This window comes from Pseudomonas amygdali (assembly GCF_002699855.1).
Lineage (GTDB): Bacteria > Pseudomonadota > Gammaproteobacteria > Pseudomonadales > Pseudomonadaceae > Aquipseudomonas > Aquipseudomonas amygdali.
In genome coordinates this window covers 1-17,406 of record NZ_LKBW01000223.1, presented here as the reverse complement: position 1 = coordinate 17,406, position 17,406 = coordinate 1, and the positions used below count along the sequence as shown (strand labels likewise).

The 17,406-nt window shown below is 58.4% G+C and carries 16 protein-coding genes and 2 pseudogenes; 9 read left to right on the top strand and 9 right to left on the bottom strand.

The genetic code is table 11. The features are described 5' to 3' along the window. Positions 1 to 72 precede the first annotated feature (72 nt). Positions 73 to 942 (top strand): TauD/TfdA dioxygenase family protein, encoded by an 870-nt coding sequence (locus AO277_RS14620; protein ID WP_044317482.1) that lies wholly within the window; start codon positions 73 to 75, stop codon positions 940 to 942. 44 nt (positions 943 to 986) lie between these two features. Here the strand turns inward: AO277_RS14620 and AO277_RS14615 are convergent, their stop codons facing one another. Continuing rightward, a complete protein-coding gene (locus AO277_RS14615; RefSeq protein WP_044317481.1) occupies positions 987 to 1,502 on the bottom strand; it encodes a GNAT family N-acetyltransferase in 516 nt (171 codons plus the stop codon). A gap of 153 nt (positions 1,503 to 1,655) precedes the next feature. Here AO277_RS14615 and AO277_RS14610 point away from each other — a divergent pair, with 153 nt between their 5' ends. The 3 genes and pseudogenes from AO277_RS14610 (at position 1,656) to AO277_RS29730 (ending at position 5,021) form a co-directional block, all read left to right on the top strand. Next, the gene (locus tag AO277_RS14610) at positions 1,656 to 2,783 is read left to right on the top strand and encodes a saccharopine dehydrogenase family protein (protein ID WP_044317480.1); all 1,128 of its coding nucleotides are present in this window, start codon (positions 1,656 to 1,658) and stop codon (positions 2,781 to 2,783) included. Positions 2,784 to 3,092: 309 nt separating this feature from the next. Beyond that, positions 3,093 to 4,115: pseudogene (locus AO277_RS29735) on the top strand (methyl-accepting chemotaxis protein); the annotation flags it as partial. Positions 4,116 to 4,157: 42 nt separating this feature from the next. After that, the gene (locus AO277_RS29730; RefSeq protein WP_371411883.1) at positions 4,158 to 5,021 is read left to right on the top strand and encodes a methyl-accepting chemotaxis protein; all 864 of its coding nucleotides are present in this window, start codon (positions 4,158 to 4,160) and stop codon (positions 5,019 to 5,021) included. A 30-nt stretch (positions 5,022 to 5,051) separates the two neighbouring features. On the opposite strand, the gene AO277_RS14600 is transcribed toward AO277_RS29730, so the two are convergent. Further along, positions 5,052 to 5,984, bottom strand: a complete 933-nt coding sequence (locus tag AO277_RS14600; RefSeq protein WP_044317478.1) for a DMT family transporter — start codon at positions 5,982 to 5,984, stop codon at positions 5,052 to 5,054. A gap of 74 nt (positions 5,985 to 6,058) precedes the next feature. Between AO277_RS14600 and AO277_RS14595 the strand changes: the two genes are divergently transcribed. Beyond that, entirely contained in the window at positions 6,059 to 6,913 is an 855-nt protein-coding gene (locus tag AO277_RS14595) for a LysR family transcriptional regulator (RefSeq protein WP_004658390.1), read from the top strand. Positions 6,914 to 6,963: 50 nt separating this feature from the next. Here the strand turns inward: AO277_RS14595 and AO277_RS14590 are convergent, their stop codons facing one another. Then, the gene (locus AO277_RS14590) at positions 6,964 to 7,980 is read right to left on the bottom strand and encodes a 1-aminocyclopropane-1-carboxylate deaminase (protein WP_044317477.1); all 1,017 of its coding nucleotides are present in this window, start codon (positions 7,978 to 7,980) and stop codon (positions 6,964 to 6,966) included. A 186-nt stretch (positions 7,981 to 8,166) separates the two neighbouring features. On the opposite strand from AO277_RS14590, the pseudogene AO277_RS14585 reads away from it, so the two are divergent. Then, positions 8,167 to 8,664, top strand: a pseudogene (locus tag AO277_RS14585) (Lrp/AsnC family transcriptional regulator); the annotation flags it as partial. Positions 8,665 to 8,826: 162 nt separating this feature from the next. Next, entirely contained in the window at positions 8,827 to 9,735 is a 909-nt protein-coding gene (locus tag AO277_RS14580) for a DUF808 domain-containing protein (RefSeq protein ID WP_005744311.1), read from the top strand. Between the two features lie 178 nt (positions 9,736 to 9,913). Here the strand turns inward: AO277_RS14580 and AO277_RS14575 are convergent, their stop codons facing one another. The 6 genes from AO277_RS14575 to puuE all read right to left on the bottom strand — a co-directional run bounded on the left by AO277_RS14575 (position 9,914) and on the right by puuE (position 15,604). Then, on the bottom strand, positions 9,914 to 10,699 hold the full coding sequence (locus tag AO277_RS14575; protein ID WP_002552796.1) for an outer membrane protein OmpK: 786 nt from the start codon (positions 10,697 to 10,699) through the stop codon (positions 9,914 to 9,916). 391 nt (positions 10,700 to 11,090) lie between these two features. Beyond that, positions 11,091 to 12,365, bottom strand: coding sequence for a urate hydroxylase PuuD (locus AO277_RS14570; RefSeq protein ID WP_044317476.1), 1,275 nt, complete (start codon positions 12,363 to 12,365; stop codon positions 11,091 to 11,093). Positions 12,366 to 12,370: 5 nt separating this feature from the next. Beyond that, the gene (locus AO277_RS14565) at positions 12,371 to 12,883 is read right to left on the bottom strand and encodes an ureidoglycolate lyase (protein ID WP_002552798.1); all 513 of its coding nucleotides are present in this window, start codon (positions 12,881 to 12,883) and stop codon (positions 12,371 to 12,373) included. Positions 12,884 to 13,125: 242 nt separating this feature from the next. Then, a complete protein-coding gene (alc, locus tag AO277_RS14560; protein WP_044317475.1) occupies positions 13,126 to 14,121 on the bottom strand; it encodes an allantoicase in 996 nt (331 codons plus the stop codon). Between the two features lie 41 nt (positions 14,122 to 14,162). Beyond that, positions 14,163 to 14,678 (bottom strand): 2-oxo-4-hydroxy-4-carboxy-5-ureidoimidazoline decarboxylase, encoded by a 516-nt coding sequence (uraD, locus tag AO277_RS14555; RefSeq protein ID WP_044317474.1) that lies wholly within the window; start codon positions 14,676 to 14,678, stop codon positions 14,163 to 14,165. Further along, complete coding sequence (gene puuE, locus AO277_RS14550; protein ID WP_044317473.1) at positions 14,675 to 15,604, bottom strand: allantoinase PuuE; 930 nt, start codon at positions 15,602 to 15,604, stop codon at positions 14,675 to 14,677. Before puuE ends, uraD begins: the two co-directional genes overlap by 4 nt. A gap of 388 nt (positions 15,605 to 15,992) precedes the next feature. Between puuE and uraH the strand changes: the two genes are divergently transcribed. Both uraH and AO277_RS14540 read left to right on the top strand, forming a co-directional pair. Then, on the top strand, positions 15,993 to 16,346 hold the full coding sequence (uraH, locus tag AO277_RS14545; protein WP_044317472.1) for a hydroxyisourate hydrolase: 354 nt from the start codon (positions 15,993 to 15,995) through the stop codon (positions 16,344 to 16,346). A gap of 112 nt (positions 16,347 to 16,458) precedes the next feature. After that, complete coding sequence (locus AO277_RS14540; protein ID WP_044317471.1) at positions 16,459 to 17,211, top strand: GntR family transcriptional regulator; 753 nt, start codon at positions 16,459 to 16,461, stop codon at positions 17,209 to 17,211. The last annotated feature ends 195 nt before the right edge of the window (positions 17,212 to 17,406 follow it).

The following is a 17,406-nucleotide window of genomic DNA, read 5'->3' as shown; positions in this document are numbered from 1 at the left end:
GGGGCTTATGTCCCCGCAAACGAACCACGGGCATGGTGATCGGCCATGCCAACAACCTGAAGGTGAGGGATCATGGATCAAATGGCACTCAAGGCCATAGAAGGCATCGCAGGCGCCGTGCGTGCGCCGTATCAGAGCATCACGGTCGACCGCCTGACACCGATCATCGGTGCCGAGGTCAGCGGTGTCGATCTGTCGCAGCCACCCAGTGCGGAGCAGTTGATGGAAATCCGCCGGGCCTTTCTGGAAAATCATGTGCTGGTGTTTCGCGATCAGCACCTGACGGTCGAACAGCACAAGGCGTTCGGCCGACTGTTTGGTCCGTTGCGCGCCTTGCCGGTGGACAGCATCGATGGCGATGACCCGGAACTGGTCGTGGTGCGCGCCAACGCGCAATCGCGTTTCGCTGCGGGCGAGCTATGGCACACCGACGGCACCGCTGATCTAGAGCCGTCGATGGGCTCGATGCTGTACGTCAAGGAAACCCCCGCCATCGGCACCGGCGGCGACACACTGTTTGCCAACATGCACCTGGCCATTGAAATGCTCTCGCCGGCGATGCAGCAGTTTCTCGGCGGGCTGACAGCCATTCACGATGGCGAGATTCCGTGGAAAGGCTATCAGCCGCCCGCCAACCTTCCGAAAAGCGAACACCCGGTGGTGGTTCGTCACCCTGAAACCGGGCGCCGCAGCCTATTCGTGAATTCCGGGTTCACCTCGCATATCGTGCAACTCTCGCCCGGCGAGAGCCGCACCGTGCTGAATATGCTGTTCGATCTGATCGCCCGCGAACCCTGCCTCAGTTGCCGCGTGCGCTGGGAACCGAACACGCTGGTGTTCTGGGATAACCGCTGCACTCAGCACCACGCGGTGTGGGATTACTTTCCACACTCGCGCTATGGCGAGCGGGTGACGATTCTTGGAGGGCGGCCCAAAGCCTGAGCCGCCGCTTGCCGCAGCCTGGCGAACGCCCGGCTGCGGGCTTATCACCTCAGCCGCAGGTGGTATTTCAGGTCATCGAACCATTGATCGCCGATCTGATAGGCATGCGGGACGCGGCGTTCGAAAGAGAAACCGCATTTCTCCAGCACCTTGCAGGAGGCAATGTTGCCATCGGTCACGGTCGATTCCAGTGAATCGAGGCCGATGGCGGCAGCGTAGTCGATGATTGCCCGGCGGGATTCTGTGCCGAAGCCTTTGCCTTGATGTTCCGGCAGCAACAGACAGCCCACTTCGGCATGCCCTGGCGACATGATGCGAAAGCCGCTGACCCCTAGCTCCACGCCGCTCTGCTTGGCGACGACCACCAGGCACAGCCAGTGATCGGACTCTGGCGTCCACACCGGGAGGCGATGATCAAAGCCTTTGCGAACTTGTGCTTCTTCGATTTCCCCGAAGACGTACTGCATCGTCTGAGGCTCGGAGTGCAGCCTCAGAAACAACGGCCAGTCACTGGCGAACAGGGTCCGCAGATAAAGCCGTTCGGTGTGTAGTTTCAGCATCCGTTGCTCCTTGCACGATCAAAAAGGCACAGGGTTTTGTACTCGGCATTCGGCCAATGATCAATAATGCACGCGCATTTCATCGCCATCGCTCGCGGCAATCGCTGAGCAGCAAGGCATGGTCATACCCTTCAGCATTTCAGGGACGAGTAAATGGCACTTCGCGTACTGGTCATTGGTGGCTACGGTAACTTCGGCAGCCTTATCTGCAATCATCTGGTGATGATGCCGGACATTGAACTGGTCATTTCCGGCCGTGACAGCCGCAAGCTGGCGGAAAAAGTCGCTGAGCTGCAAACACAGGGTGGCAAATATTGCGAGAGCTGGTGCGTGGATATCATGCAGGACGGCGCTGGCAGCCAACTTCGCGCGCTGGGCATTGATCTGGTTATCCATACGGCGGGGCCTTTTCAGGGGCAGTCGTATGCCGTGGCCCGGCATTGCATCGCGGCGGGTGTGAATTATTGCGACCTGTCGGATTGCCGGACCTTCGTCTCCGGTATCGCTACTCTGGATGCCCTGGCGCGTGAGGCGGGCGTCTGCGTGCTGAGCGGATGCAGCTCGGTGCCGACGCTTTCGGCAGCCATCATCGATCAGCATCGTCAGCGTTTTCTGCGCATCGATTCCATAGAACATGGCATCTCCTCGGGCGCAAAAATGCCCGGGTTGTCGACCGTGCGCGGCGTTCTGGCCTATGCCGGTCGGCCGATCCGGCAGCTGCGGAACGGCCAGGTATACGAAGTGCCCGGCTGGATGGACCTGACCCTGCGCCGAATGCCCGGCATGGGCACACGGCTGCTGGCCAATGTCGACGCCCCCGACATCGACGTATTCGCCACGCGCTACGCTGCGCAGAACCTGAGCTTCAAGGCGGGTTCCGGGCTCAAGGCTGGCGGCATCGCCACCTGGCTGCTGGCATTGGCGATCAATTGCGGGCTGGTGCGCGATCCAGCGCCATGGGCCGCACGCCTGCACCGCTGGGGGACTCGCTTTGAACAATGGGGGGATCGAAAAAGCGCGATGTACATCGATGTCGACGGCGTAGACCTCGACGGCCGGCCGCTGCACATGCGTGCGCAACTGACCGCGCTGAATGACAAGGGACCGGAGATTCCCGGCTGCGCCGCCGTCGCCCTGAGCGCCAAAATGGCCAGAGGCTACCGGCCGCAGCCAGGCGCACGGGCGTGCGTTGGAGAGATCACCGTGGACGAGTATCTGGCGGCGATCAATGAACCGGCAAATATCCGTGTGGATGTCCATTTCACCAACGGGGATATCTGACGGTGCTTTATCTGTACCTGAAATACTTGCCTAGCGCCGTTACGGGCACGTTTCTCTGGTCAGCAAGATGACGCCGATGGTTTTTTGCACACCTGACGTTATTCAGTTCCACAGCCCTTCACCAGTCATCGGAAACAAGCCCTCCGAGCAAAGCTAAATAAATATTAATAAAGGCTGAAGGCCACGTGAAACGGGGTCTATGTGGTTTTTTCCATTATCTTGCAAGCTAATTGTTATCACGCTAACTATAAAGTTACCTGACTAAGCGCCGATTCACGTGCATCCCGAAAAATCAAAGGCACACACGTAATGAGCGCAAAATGGTTGGACAATCTGAAAGTCAGCAAGAAGCTCGGACTGGGCTTTGCCGCTATTTTGCTGGGCGTGCTGACCGTTACCGCCATCGGTTACTCCAGCACCAACCTGCTGATCGAGCGCATGGGCAAAAGCAGCAAGGTCGCCGAGATCAAGGCTGACGTTCTGAATGCCCGGATTGCTGCGCAAGCCTATGCGACCGGCCCTACCGCTGCGGGTGTGCAGAACTACGCCAGCGCGCTGGATACCTTGAGCCGCAGTGTCGATCAGGGCCTGCAGGTGTTCGTGATATCGAGCAACCTGGCCAAGCTGCGCGAGATCAAGGAGCAGGTGGGCGGTCTGAAGCAGACGTTCGACCAATTGGTCGGCATCAATCAGAAAGTCGACGAGGCGTTGAAACCGATCATCAAGGTTTCCGATGACGTCAGCGCGACCTTTGAGAATCTGCTGAACAAGACCATTGACGACACCTTGCGTTTGCCGAATGAAACCGGCATCAGGCAGGTCAAGATCGCTGGCGACCTGCGTAACGGCATGACCAATTTCCGTCTGGTGTTTCGCCGCTACCTGAGCGTTCCGAATGCCGACAACCGTCAGGCCACCTATAAGGCCGCCGACGCCCTGATCGCACAAGTGGACGCCGCTCGCAGCCAATTGCCTGTCGAGGCAAATGCTGCAGTGGATGCCGCGCTGGTGGCGTTGAAACAATACAAGGTCCTGATGTCGTCGATTTCGGACATGCTGCAGCAGACCGAGCAAGTCCGTACCGATCTGCAACAGCAATCCATAGCGACCGCTGCCCGTGCCGATGATCTGGCGGCGTTGCAGGTCATCAGTGCCAAGAAGGAACAACAAACCGCTGTGGTGCAATTGCTGAGCGTAGCGCTGGTCGTGCTGCTGGTCGGCATCTTTGCTGCGTTCCTGATCACACGTCAGATTACCGTGCCGTTGAACAGCACCGTAATTGCGGCGCGCCGGATTGCCGACGGCGATCTGACCCATGACAGCAGCACCACCCGCCAGGACGAACTGGGCCTGTTGCAGAACACCATTCAGCACATGACGGTTTCTCTGCGCGGCCTGATCGGCGGCATTGGCAACGGTGTGACGCAGATCGCCACGGCAGCCGAACAGTTGTCTGCTGTCAGCGAACAGACCAGTGCCGGCGTCACGTTGCAAAAAAACGAAGTCGACCAGGTTGCCACCGCCATGAACGAAATGGCGTCGACCGTGCAGGAAGTAGCACGCAACACCGAAGACGCTTCGCTGGCGGCCAAACAGGCCAGCGAACGTGCCGCTCACGGTAGCAGTGTGGTGCAGCACGCTACTCGCGAAATCGGCCAATTGGCCGGTGAAGTGAAACAGCTGGGCGAAGCCATGCAGCGCCTCACCGAAGACAGTGGCAAGATCGGTAGCGTGATTGACGTGATCAAGGCCGTTGCCGAACAAACCAACTTGCTGGCGCTCAACGCGGCCATCGAGGCTGCACGTGCGGGTGAGCAGGGCCGTGGTTTTGCGGTGGTGGCTGACGAAGTACGTTCGCTGGCTCAGCGTACCCAGAACTCCACCACGGAAATCGAAGCGCTGATTCAGGCGTTGCAAAAAGGTACAGGTGCTGCATCGGGTCTGATGGATGCCAGCCTGCAACGCACCGAAGGCACGGTAGTGCTGGCTCGTCAGGCCGAACAGGCACTGGTTGAGATCAATCAGTCCATCGGTACGATCGAGCAGATGAGCCAGCAGATTTCTGCCGCGGCTGAGCAGCAGAGCGCCGTGACCGACGAAATCAACCGCAGCGTGCTCAGCGTGCGCGACATTGCCGATCAATCGGCTTCGGCAACCGAGCAAAGCGCCGCATCGACTGTAGAACTGGCCCGCCTGGGCAGCGACTTGCAGAGCATGGTGGCGCGTTTCAAGATTTAACTTCCCTGCATCAGGCGCCTTGTGACTCGGTCACGAGGCGACCTGCCGCGCTTCCGCCCGTACGACCATCCACACACCGACACCCGACACCGCCATGCCTGACGCCATCTGCCAGGACAGCGGCTCGTTGAACATCACCCAGGCCCAGAGCATTGTCACCGGTGGGCTGAGGTACAGCACGCTGGCAACGCGGGTGGCTGATGCGCGGCGCAGACACACCCAATACAGTCCGTACCCGCCCAAAGTTGCCAGCCCCACCGTCCAGATCACGCTCAACGCAAACCCGGTACTGGGAATGGGGGCCAGGCTGCCCTGTGTTCCCTGGATGATGGCGAACGCGAAGCTCGATATAAAACATTGCAGCCACAGGTTGGGAAGCAGGTCCATGGGCTGCATGTGGGTCGAACGCTTCTGCCACAGTGTCGCGATGGCCAGTGACAACATGCCCAGCAGTGGCAGGCCGTAGGCCCACAATGGCGCATCTCCCACCGCCAGCGCGCTGTACGTGACCAGCACCACGCCGACCAGACCGACCACCAGCCCCGCCCAGATTTGCCAGACAAGCCGCTGCCCGAGCACGGCGGCAGCCAGCAGTGCCATGCCCATCGGCAACAAGTCGGCAAACGGCGCCGCGAGTCCCGCAGGTACGCCCAGCGCGATGCCCTGCGTAACGCCTGCCACGTAGCCCGCCATGGCCAGCAGACCGATTCCCGCATTTTTCAACAGCGTGGCAAGCGGTATCGATCTCAGTTGCCTGGCGACGAAAGGCATCAGGATCAACGTGACCACCACACAACGCCAGAACACCACCAGCAATGGTGGTGCGTAATCAAGCGAAAACCGCGCGCCGATGAAACCCGAGCTCCATGTCAGGACAAGGGCTGCTTCCAGCAAGATAAGGGGAATGGCCTGATGCCAGGCAGGCCGCGTTACGCTCGGAGAAATCGATAGGTGCTGATTCATGGACACAGGTTACGAAGTCAGCGTAATCTAATAAATCAAAATTAAGTGCAGTAGTTGTTCGGGATTTATGAATCATGAGCGCAATTCTCGATATCGAACTGATACGTACTTTTCATGCCGTGGCGCGAATAGGGAAGTTTTCTGCGGCTGCCGAGCAACTTCACAAAAGCCCCGCGGCAGTCAGTGTGCATATCCAGCGGCTTGAGGCGGTAGCGGGCGGGCGTTTGCTCAATCGGGACAACCAGGCAGTGTCTCTCACTGCGCTGGGCAAGCGTTTGCTGGTCTCGACGACGGAATTGCTGTCCACCCATGACCGCGTGCTGGCTGACCTGCAAGGGACTCATCTGGCTGGGCGCATCACGCTGGGTGTTCCGGATGAGTACGCCGTTCATGTCATCCGCGACATCCTGCCGGTGTTCGCTGCGGCCTGGCCCAATGTGGTGCTGGAATTGAAAACCGCACCCAGCTACACCCTGCGCGAGCAGGTTGCGCGCGGCAAGTTGCAGACAGCAGTGATCGCGCAACCCAAAGGGCAGCCAAGTGCTGATACGCAGTTTCTGGTATCTACCAAGCCGGTCTGGGTCGGGCCGGCCAGCGTCGCACTGGGACCTGCGGACCCGTTGCCGCTGGCCATTCACGCAGCGCAATGTCCTTATCGTGAAGCCATGATGGCGTCGCTCAAAGACAACGGCCGCAAAATCCGTGTAGTTCTCGAAAGCCCGTCCAATCAGGCGATCAAAGCCTGTGTGGAAGCGGGCCTGGCGATCAGCCTTATTGATCGGAGCGGAGTCACGGAAGCCATGCAGATTCTCGATGACCTGCCTGAAATTCCCGAGCACGAAATCGTCTTCCTGCGCTCGCCGTCGTCACAGAACGACGAGGCGGTGAGCCTGCTGGCGCAGGCGCTGCAGAAGTATTTTCGGCTTTAGTCGATAGCGCTGCAGTTGGCAGCGCTATCGACTGTCAGAGCGCTGGCGCTTCAACCATCCTTGAACAAAAAGCTGTACGCATTCAACGCTGGTACGCCGCCCAAATGTGCGTAGAGCACTTTCGAGCCCTCGGGGAATTCACCATTGCGCACCATGTCGATCATGCCGTGCATGGATTTGCCTTCGTAGACCGGGTCGGTCAATACGCCTTCAAGGCGCGCGCAAAGGCGAATGGCTTCAAGGGTGCCATCGTTCGGCAGGCCGTATTCGGGGTAGGCGTAGCGGGTGTCGAGCACCACGTCTTCGGCGGTGATTTCGCGGCCCAGCTCTACCTGTTTTGCGGTGTTCTGAGCGATACGCAGAACCTGCGCGCGGGTCTTTTCCGGTTTGGCCGACGCGTCGATACCGATCACACGCTGTGCCCGGCCATCGGCAGCGAATCCCACCAGCATGCCTGCGTGAGTACTGCCGGTTACCGAGCAGACCACGATGTAGTCGAATTTGAAGCCCAGTTCCTCTTCCTGCTGGCGCACCTCATCGGCAAAACGCACGAATCCCAGGCCGCCATAAGGGTGTTCCGAGCAGCCCGCTGGAATCGGAAACGGTTTGCCGCCGCTTTCCTCGACGTCGGCCATGGCCTTTTCCCAGCTCGGCCGAATGCCGATATCGAAGCCTGCCGAATCCAGGCGCACATCGGCCCCCATGATGCGTGACATCTCGATATTGCCCACTCGGTCGTACAGGGCGTCCGAGTAGTTGACCCAGTTTTCCTGAACCAGCACGCATTTCATACCCAGATGCGCCGCGACTGCTGCCACCTGGCGGGTCTGGTTGGACTGGATGCCGCCGATCGACACCAGTGTGTCGTAGCCGCCGTCGATGGCTTCCGGCACCAGGTATTCCAGTTTGCGGGTCTTGTTACCGCCAAAGGCCAGACCGCTGTTGCAATCCTCGCGCTTGGCATACAACTCGACCTTGCCACCCAGATGCTCGCTCAAGCGTTTCAGAGGGGTGATGGGCGAGGGGCCGAAGGTCAGAGGGTAGCGCTTGAACTTGCTCAGGTTCATATCGGGGCTCCGTTGATAAGTTGATTCAGGCCTGCAAGGAATGAGTTCGACGTTTGAACGGTGTGCCTGAAGTGGTTCCTATCATAGGAAATAGCTGAATAATCGTGGTTGCAAGAAATTGTCTATTTGCAAAATCAGCGTTAGTGTCATGCCACTAATGCAAACTTTTATTTTGTGAAATTCATCATGAAAGCAATAAATGAACGCACTAAAAAGTCCGCTGGCGATGTAGCACCGCTGCTGGACAGGATTGACCGCGCCATTCTCAAGACCCTGCAACGTGACGCCTCGATTTCCAACGTGGCACTCGCCGAGAAGGTCAAGCTGAGTCCGCCTGCTTGTTTGCGGCGCGTCGAGCGGTTGAAGGAGGCGGGCGTTATCAAGGGCGTGGTGGCGTTGCTCAATGGTGACGTTCTGGACTCGGGCATGGTGGTGCTGATCGGTGTGGTGCTGGACCGCTCGACCCCGGATTCATTTGCCCAATTTGAAGAAGCCGCGCAGAAGGTGTCCGGCTGCATGGAGTTTCATGTGGTCACCGGCGAGTTCGATTACTTCATGCTGCTGCGCACCAAAGACAGTCAGAGTTTCAACCGCCTGCATGCCGAACAGCTGCTGTACTTGCCCGGTGTCAGACAGATCCGCTCGTTCATGGGACTGCGTCAGGTGGTGTCGACCACGCAATTAATTACCCATTTAACCGGTTGCTCGACGTGGCCTGCTTGTACTACGCAGCGTCAAACGTTCACGTCTGATGAAGGTCAGAGTTGTTGACTGCCACACGATTGACCCTGGCGCATGATTCAATCAGTGCTATTTCCTTTTTTTACTTGCTCAAGGATTTTTATTTTGGCTGCTGGAAGCTTGCTTACCCTGCTCGACGATATTGCCACCCTGCTGGATGACGTGGCACTGGCCACCAAGAAAACCGCGGGTGTGCTGGGGGATGATCTGGCGCTCAATGCCCAGCAGGTCACCGGAGTTTCAGCCGATCGCGAACTGCCCGTTGTCTGGGCCGTGGCCAAGGGCTCGTTGCTCAACAAGGCAATCCTGGTTCCGGCGGCACTGTTGATCAGCGCCTTCGCGCCCTGGGCGATTCTTCCCTTGTTGATGATCGGCGGCGCGTTCCTATGCTTTGAAGGTTTCGAGAAAATCGCCCATAAATGGCTGCATCCCGAAACCGGCGAAGAGCATGATCAGCGCAAGCAGGCGGCCACGGATGCTTCAGTGGACATGGTGGCGTTCGAAAAGGACCGTATCAAAGGCGCGATTCGCACCGACTTCATTCTTTCGGCAGAAATCATCGTGCTGGCGCTGGGCGTAGTGTCGGCCCGACCGTTCATGGATCAGGTCGGTGTACTGGTTATTGTCGCTGTGCTGATTACCGTGGGTGTCTATGGACTGGTGGCAGGTATCGTCAAGCTTGACGACCTGGGCCTGTACCTGAAAAAGACTGCAAGCTCTGCGGCGCAGAAAATCGGTGGTGCTTTGCTCTGGCTTGCGCCGGTATTGATGAAGGTACTGTCGATTGTCGGTACTGCGGCCATGTTCATGGTCGGCGGCGGGATTCTGGTTCACGGTCTGCCGTTTGCTCATCATTGGGTCGAAGGCGTGACCGAAGCTGCAGCCGGTGCTGTGGGCGGGCTGTCGATGGTCGTCCCGACGCTGATCGATGCGGTCGCCGGGGTTATCGCTGGCGCGGTGCTGGTGTTGGTCGTGACGCTGATTGGCAAGGTCTGGAAAGCGGCTAGGGAGTGAGTGGAGGCGGGCGCCGCGCAGGAGTTGAATATCGTGCCAATGCTCCGCGTTGGCATGCATCCCGTGACGCTCCGCGTCACAGATCTGCGCAGCAACACCCTCTCAAGGTTGGGCGCAGAGGCTTCAGAAATGCGTTCCCGTGCTGAGCGCGGGAACGAGCGTCACAACCGGATCGTGCTTAGAAGAACACCTTCACCAGCAAACTCGCGGTATTCTGGTCGGTGTCGAACGAGCGGCTGTCCTTGATGCCGTATTTGTTGGTCCAGTAATCGTATTCGATACCGACGTACAGCTGACGCTCAGGGTAATTCAGTGCCTTGCCCAGGTCATATTTGATCTGCGGGTTGAAGTGCAGGTTGGAGTGGTAAGTACCACGCGACGTCTTGTCGTTGTCCACTACCCAGTCCATGAAACCGTCGATCAGCACATCCGATTTGCCCATGGGGATGGTGTAGGACCACACCGGGGTAATCTGCCATACACCATCGCCCGGACGGTTGCCTTCGGTCTGGCGCTGGTAGAAGTTCAGCTGGAAGTAGTCGAAACCCGGGATCTTCAAATCGAACGCCGGGCCGATCAGGTAAGACTCGTTATCGCCTTCGCCAAATTCGTAAGTTGCCGCAATCAGCACATCGCTGATCGGGCCGAACTCAAACTTCTGGCCAAATATCTTGCCCAGCGACAAGCGTGGCGAGAACTCACCGTAATAGGTGTTATCGCCAGCCGTTGCGTCTCCCTTACCGTTGTAGAAGATCTTGTCGACGAAGAAGAAGTTGTCGCCGTACTTCCAGCTGTCAGCATGTTCAAACGTGAACGTCTGCTGGTTTGCCGGGTTGACGGCAAAGTCTCGTCCATTGAGATAGGTCAGGCTATTGCTCTGCCACTGGAAGATATCCCCGGCCATGGCTGGCGCAGCGGCCAGCAGACTGCTGGCCAGTAACACGCTGGAAAACGTACGGTTCATGCGGTGAGTCCCTTGAAGTAGATCGTGATTTTTTCAGACTGGCGTTCTCTAAATGACGCCTTGTCTGTGGTTGCAGTAATTTGTCTGTCTGGTCAGCTTTGTGTTGTTAGCAAGAGCTGCGCCAAACAGCGAAAAAAGTTGAAGTAATCCCCAAACCGGCATCAACGTGTCGGTTTCAAGTCATTTTTCCGGGTCGACAGAGTCCTGACCGTACAGTCAGCTAGTTGGCTGTTCGGTCAAAGTCAGCGTACAAGGAGCGGTTGTCCGGTTTTGCAGCGGCGGCGGAGAATACTGACTTGCGTTGTCTGGCTCAAGTGCTCCAGCGCAGGGCGTCTGGAGCGAAAGTGGGGCGAGTGCGCCCCTTTTCAGGGGCGCTTGGTTAGCGAGGGACTCAGTTAGTGTGTGCGCCTTGATCGACCCAGGCACCGACCAGTTCGCGTTCCTGCTGTGTCATCTGGGTGATGTTGCCCAGCGGCATGATCGGCGAGGTGACGGCCTGCGCCTTGATGCGCGGGGCCTGCTGCTGAATCTGTTCTGGCGTATCGAACATCACTCCCGCAGGCGCAACGCTGAACAACTTACTGGTAGGCGTGGCCGAATGGCACACCGTGCAACGATGCTGAATCACTTCATGCACTTTGGCGAAGTCCGCGCCGGTACTGGCAGGCTTGGCCTCGACCGGCGCGGTGACCGGCTCCGGAGGTTTCTCGTCGGCCCGATGACCGCCGACTGCGGTGCCGGGCAGCGGTTGATAGACGATTTTCGCGGGAGGTTGCGCAGGGCCGGTGACGTACGCCAGGCAGAGCATGCCCAGCGCAGCGACCGGCAGGGTCCAGGCGAATCGATGGCTGTCATGTCTTGTATTGAAATAGTGGCGCACCAGGACCGCCAGCAGTGCGATGCCCGCCAGAATCAGCCAGTTGTACTCACTGCCGTATGTGCTCGGAAAGTGATTGCTGATCATGATGAACAGCACAGGCAGAGTGAAGTAGTTGTTGTGTCGTGAACGTAACAGGCCTTTTGCCGGCAGGCTTGGGTCCGGCGTGCGGTTCTCGACAATGGCGGCTACCAGCGCGCGCTGAGCCGGCATGATGATGCGGAACACGTTGCCGACCATGATGGTGCCCATGATCGCGCCCACATGCAGATAGGCACCGCGACCGCTGAACACTTTGCTGAACCCGTACGCCGCGGCCACCAGCAGCAGGAACAGAATCAGGCCCAGCAGTGCAGGGCGCTTGCCCAGTGGCGAATCGCACAAAAAACTGTAGACGAACCAGTCGACAAACAAGGAACCCAGGCCAATGTGCACGCCTTCGGCACCACTGAGGCTGCTGCCCGGCGCCAACAGGTACAACGTCGGATTGGCGTAGAACACCACGCACAACAGGGCCACGCCCGACAGCCAGGTTGAATACGCTTCCCATTTGAACCAGTGCAGATTCTCCGGCATGGTCGGCGGCGCGAGCTTGTACTTCTCCAGGTGATAAATGCCACCGCCGTGGATCGCCCATAAATCACCGGACAACCCTTCACGCGGGTTGCTGCGGTTGAGGTTGTTCTCCAGCCAGACAAAGTAGAACGATGCGCCGATCCAGGCCACGCCCACAATCATGTGAATCCAGCGTACGCCCAGATTCAGCCATTCCATCATATGTGCCAGCACGGTTTTTACCCTTCCAGTGGGTTGGGATCGAGAACCAGCAACTGGCTCTCGGCAAAGTAATGCTCGTCGCAGTTGTTGCCTTCGCCACTGCGATCAACCACCAGGAAGTCATCCCGCTTTTCGATCGTCAGCACCGGATGGTGCCAGACGCCGCGATGGTAATTGACACCCTGCCTGCCGTTCGACACGAAGGCGCGGGTCAGCTCTGATTCAGGCACATCGCCAACCGGTGCGACCACGATCAGAAAGGGGTTGCCGAGCAGCGGGATGAAGGCCTGGCTGCCCTGCGGGTGACGCTCCAGCATGCCAATGGTCAACGGCATCGGCAGCGCTTCGGCGCGGAATATGCTGATGATCGCCTTGTCATCCGGTTGCGCGGTCTGTACTTCAGCCAGACGATGAAAGCGCATGGTCGAGCCGTTATTGATCATGAAATGATCGCTGCCATCGGTTTCGATCACATCACCGAATGGCGCAAAAGCTTCCTTGGTCAGTGGCTCGATTATCAGTTTGCGCATGCGGATTCTTCTTCAATGGCTTCAGGGTTTATCGCACTTGGCGCGCCTGGAATACGGTTCTCGCCTGCTTCTGCCCGAAGGGCGTGGGAGCGAACTTGTTCGCGAAAGGGCCGGTACACCCTCTGAAGATGTACCGTTTGGAACAAAGCCTTCGCGAACAAGTTCGCTCCTACAGCCTTCGGCCAGAATCCAAATCAGGCCTGTGTATGATGCGGAGCGTGGGAACGAGAGTTCACACGTTGTTACCTGGACACCTTGCCCAGCACTCGCAGGCGGCTCACGCCACCGTCAGGGAATACGTTCAGGCGGATATGGGTGATCGGCCCGATGGCGTTGATCTGCTCGGCGAACTCGTGTTCGGCGTGCATGGTCAGCTTCTGGCTTGGCAGCAGTTCGCGCCAGAACAGGCTCTGGGTTTCGATCTGGCTGTCGGCACCGCCCTTGACGAAAGCACCCTGGATCGAGCAGCTGTCCGGGTAATTGCCCTTGAAGTGCAGAGTGTCGACAATGACTTTCTCGACTTCGCCCTTGTGCCCCAGCGCCACAATCACCCAGTCGTTGCCCGGTGTGCGACGGCGGGCGGTTTCCCAACCGTCGCCCATGTTCACGCCACGGCCGGGGTTGAGGATGTTGCTCATGCTGCCGTAGTGCTCGTCCGAGCAGGCAATCGACCGGCCACCGTTGAGTGCCGCCACCAGATCGATCTGCTCGTCCTCGCTGACTTTCGACCAGTCGCGATGCGGCACGCCGTAGACCCGCAGGCGCGCTACGCCGCCGTCCGGGTAGATATTGAAGCGCAGGTGGCTGAACGCCTGATCGTTGGTGATCTCGTGGTAATGATGGCTGTTGCCTTGCAGCTCCACAGACGGCAGCACTTCGGTCCAGGCGGTGTTTTCATCGGGTTCGCCAGAAGCCAGAAAGCACGCTTCCAGCGAAGCGGAAGGCGGAAAGTTGCCGGTGAAAAACGAGGTATCAATGTCTACACCCTTGATGGTGCCAGCTACACCGAGGCGGATCACTGCGCTGTCGTATCCTTCGAAACGCTTGCGGCGCGACTCCCAGCCGTCCATCCACTTGCCGTTGTCGTCGAACACGCCTTCTTTCCAGACCGCCGGGGTCGGCTGGAACAACCGGTTGGCATCTGCGAACCAGTCATCGGTGACCGAAAGGATTTTGGTGCCCAGGCGCGCGTCGGCCAGGTTCACGAACTTCTCGAACGGTGCGGCGTAAACTTTCATGCTTCTTGTCTGCCTTCTGAACAGGTTGATAACGGCGACGCTCAAAGCGCCTGTAGACGAAACAGTGCGATTTTGTTGATCTCGGCCAGGGCGCAAGCGAACTCGGCCTCGGGCGAGTGATGGATGCGTTGCTCGAACGCCGCCAGGATTTTGTGCCTGTCGCTGCCCTTGACCGCCATGATGAACGGAAAGCCGAAACGTGCCTTGTAAGCCTCGTTCAACTCGGTGAAGCGCTGAAACTCTTCAGGCGTGCAGTGGTGGATACCGGCGCCTGCCTGCTCATCGGTACTGGCCTGAGTCAGCTCACCCTGAACGGCAGCCTTTCCGGCCAGGTCCGGGTGGGCATTGATCAGCGCCAGTTGCTGCGCGTGTGTTGCGCCCAGCAGGATCGCGCTCATGCGAGCGTGCAGGGCCTCGACCTGATCCAGTTCGGGGCCTGCGCCCTTATCGAAAGCCTGCTGCGCGACCCACGGTGAGTGTTCGTAGATGTCGGCAAAGGCTGCGATGAATGCGTCCCTGTCGAGGGTCGAAGGTGTCAGTTTCTGAAACTCGCTCATTGCGCTGCCTTGCCGGTAAACGGATGTTCAGTGTGCCAGTGGCGGGCGATATCGACACGTCGGGTGAACCACACCTGCTCATGGCCTCTGACGTACTCAATGAAACGCTTGAGCGCAGCCAGCCGGGCAGGGCGACCGATCAGGCGGCAATGCAGACCGATGGAAAGCATCTTCGGTGCGTCTTCGCCTTCGGCATACAGCACGTCGAACGCGTCCTTGAGGTATTGAAAGAATTGCTCGCCGTTGTTGAAGCCCTGCACCTGGGTGAAGCGCATGTCGTTGGTGTCCAGCGTGTAAGGGATGACCAGATGCGGCTTGCCGGTAGGGTTGTTCGGCTCCCAGTACGGCAGGTCATCGTCGTAGGTGTCGCAATCATAGAGAAAACCGCGTTCCTCCATCACCAGTCGCCGCGTATTGGGCCCGGTGCGCCCGGTGTACCAGCCCAGCGGCCGTTCACCACTGATCTCGGTGAGGATCTGAATCGCCTGGCGCATGTGTTCACGCTCGTCGGCTTCATCCATGTTCTGATAGTCGATCCAGCGATAACCGTGACTGCAGATTTCGTGACCTTCGGCGACCATGGCGCGAATCACCTCGGGGTGACGCTGCGCGGCCATGGCCACGGCGAAGATGGTCAGGGGAATATCGAACTGCTTGAACAGCCTGAGAATGCGCCAGACACCTGCGCGGCTGCCATATTCATACAGCGATTCCATGCTCATATTGCGCTGGCCCTGCAATGGCTGCGCAGCAACCATCTCGGACAGAAAGGCTTCTGACTCCTTGTCACCGTGCAGAATATTGCGCTCGCCACCTTCCTCGTAATTCAGCACGAATGACAAGGCAATGCGCGCGTTGCCCGGCCAGCGTGGATGAGGCGGGTTGTTGCCGTAACCGATCAGGTCGCGTGGGTAGTCAGCGCTCACTGCAAGCTTCCTTTTGTGCGTTATGTGCGTTAAGCCAGGTGCGGTGCGAATGGCAGACAAGGCACTGCAACGCGCAGATTGTATACAATTTTATTTTCGGCTTGTAACCCTGTAGGTTTCGTTACCGATTTGTGCCGGTTCAAATAAAGAAAGCAAGAAACCTGCCTGAGTGGTCAGCTAATCGAAAAAAATCTGATATTTTTCCTTTGCTTCCTTTCTTTTCAGGTAATTCGACGATTGGCGAGCAGTACAGGCGTCAGCTGCAATCCGCTGAAGATTTTATTGTGTACAGGTTTTTGCGAAAGTGTCTTAATCGGTCGCAATCGCACCATGCAGAGCACTTCATTGGTGCACTGTTTCACCATCGCCGGATGTGAGGAGTGAAGTTTTGGGGAAATTGACCACACACGTGCTGGACGCTGCCCACGGTTGCCCAGGCAGTGCCATCCGTATTGAATTGTATCGGGTCGAAGGCCAGCAGCTTCTGCACGTTGTCAGCGCTGTCACCAACAGCGACGGACGTTGCGATGCGCCCCTGTTGCAGGGAGACACTTATCAGTCCGGGGTTTATCAACTGCACTTTCAGGCTGGCGATTATTACCGTGCGCGAGGCGTGGTATTGAATGAACCGGCCTTTCTCGATGAAGTGGTGCTGCGCTTTGGCATTGATGCAGGTCAGGAACACTTTCATGTACCGCTGTTAATCTCGCCGTACAGCCACTCGACGTATCGGGGCAGCTGAGTGCCTCTTGCCCGCCCCACACTGCGGGCCTTTTTTTTGCGCGCGTTTCCGGTTTTGCCCTGTGTACAATGCGCCAGTCCCAACGCCGTAATCCATCTGCGCACGAGTGCCCATGAACGACCAGTCCCTGCCTCTCAAGAAACAGCCGCGCGGCACGACCAGCGCCAGCCGCAGCGTTACTCAGGACGATGTCGTTTACGAGCATATTTTCGATGCCATTCTGGAGCAGCGGCTGGCGCCGGGCACCAAATTGAGTGAAGAGGCGCTGGGCGAGATCTTTGGTGTCAGCCGCACCATCATTCGTCGCGTTCTATCGCGGTTGGGGCATGAAGGTGTGGTGCTGTTGCGCCCTAATCGTGGCGCGGTGGTCGCCAGCCCCAGCGTCGAAGAGGCGCGCCAGGTATTTTTTGCCCGGCGCATGGTCGAGAAGGCAATCACTGAACTGGCAGTCGCGCACGCCACTGCCGAGCAACTGGCCGAACTGCGTCAGATGGTCAGCGACGAGCGCGACAGCTTTGCCCGTGGTGATCGAGGTGCAGGCATCCGTCTCTCCGGCGAATTCCATCTGCAACTGGCCGTAGCCGCCAGAAACGCGCCGCTGATCAGCTTCCAGCGCAGCCTGGTATCGCAGACTTCATTGATCATTGCCCAGTACGAAACCGGCAACCGCACACATTGTTCCTATGACGAACACACTCAGCTGATCGACGCTATCGAAGCGCGCGATGCGCCGCTCGCCGTCGAGTTGATGATGCATCACATGGACCACATCGACGGCAAGCTCAACCTCGACCAGGACAGTGCCTCGGACGATTTGCATGCGGTGTTCTCGCACGTCATGGGTCGGAAAAAGACCGGGCGTTGAGGCTGTGTGGATGAACAATTATCGTGCGACGCTCTGCGTCGCATGCCGTTCTGGACGCTCCGCGTCCTCTTGCGACGCAGAGCGTCGAGACCTGCATTCCCACGCGGAGTGGTATGCCCCCCGAAGGTTGGACAATTATCCACTTACGCTGCCTTGGCGGCCTGCATCCTGAATTCCACAGGACTCAGGCCGTTA

What these genes read in the sequence shown, in the direction of transcription:
- AO277_RS14540 (WP_044317471.1), top strand. Translation starts at nt 16,459, where the DNA reads ATGAACGACCAGTCCCTGCCTCTCAAGAAACAGCCGCGCGGCACGACC.
- AO277_RS14590 (WP_044317477.1), bottom strand. Translation starts at nt 7,980, where the DNA reads ATGAACCTGAGCAAGTTCAAGCGCTACCCTCTGACCTTCGGCCCCTCG.
- AO277_RS14575 (WP_002552796.1), bottom strand. Translation starts at nt 10,699, where the DNA reads ATGAACCGTACGTTTTCCAGCGTGTTACTGGCCAGCAGTCTGCTGGCC.
- alc (WP_044317475.1), bottom strand. Translation starts at nt 14,121, where the DNA reads ATGAAAGTTTACGCCGCACCGTTCGAGAAGTTCGTGAACCTGGCCGAC.
- AO277_RS14620 (WP_044317482.1), top strand. Translation starts at nt 73, where the DNA reads ATGGATCAAATGGCACTCAAGGCCATAGAAGGCATCGCAGGCGCCGTG.
- AO277_RS29730 (WP_371411883.1), top strand. Translation starts at nt 4,158, where the DNA reads ATGACGGTTTCTCTGCGCGGCCTGATCGGCGGCATTGGCAACGGTGTG.
- AO277_RS14565 (WP_002552798.1), bottom strand. Translation starts at nt 12,883, where the DNA reads ATGCGCAAACTGATAATCGAGCCACTGACCAAGGAAGCTTTTGCGCCA.
- AO277_RS14600 (WP_044317478.1), bottom strand. Translation starts at nt 5,984, where the DNA reads ATGAATCAGCACCTATCGATTTCTCCGAGCGTAACGCGGCCTGCCTGG.
- uraD (WP_044317474.1), bottom strand. Translation starts at nt 14,678, where the DNA reads ATGAGCGAGTTTCAGAAACTGACACCTTCGACCCTCGACAGGGACGCA.
- AO277_RS14615 (WP_044317481.1), bottom strand. Translation starts at nt 1,502, where the DNA reads ATGCTGAAACTACACACCGAACGGCTTTATCTGCGGACCCTGTTCGCC.
- AO277_RS14610 (WP_044317480.1), top strand. Translation starts at nt 1,656, where the DNA reads ATGGCACTTCGCGTACTGGTCATTGGTGGCTACGGTAACTTCGGCAGC.
- AO277_RS14595 (WP_004658390.1), top strand. Translation starts at nt 6,059, where the DNA reads ATGAGCGCAATTCTCGATATCGAACTGATACGTACTTTTCATGCCGTG.